Source organism: Mesorhizobium sp., from assembly GCF_004962925.1.
Classification (GTDB): Bacteria; Pseudomonadota; Alphaproteobacteria; order Rhizobiales; family Rhizobiaceae; genus Mesorhizobium.
In genome coordinates this window covers 1-221 of the sequence record NZ_SUEO01000513.1, presented here as the reverse complement: position 1 = coordinate 221, position 221 = coordinate 1, and the positions used below count along the sequence as shown (strand labels likewise).

Annotated in this window: 1 protein-coding gene; it reads right to left on the bottom strand. The window is 65.2% G+C overall.

Annotation, left to right across the window (positions count from 1 at the left end; all coding sequences use genetic code 11):
* A partial coding sequence (locus E5W87_RS35940; protein WP_292408825.1) for an aldehyde dehydrogenase family protein occupies positions 1–221 on the bottom strand: 221 nt, incomplete at both ends.

Here is a 221-nt window from a genome sequence, read left to right as displayed (position 1 = left end):
AATAGCGGAAATGATCGACGGCGAGCGGCACGTCGGCGGCGGTCGTTTCGCGGATCGGCTTGCCATTGTCCCAAGTCTCGGCAAGCGCCAGGAGATCCAGATTGTCCTCCATGCGATCGGCGATGCGGTTGAGGATAAGCGCGCGCTCGGCAACGCTGGTGCGGCCCCAAGCGTCCTTGGCTCCGTGCGCCGCATCGAGCGCGGCTTCGATATCGGCTGCG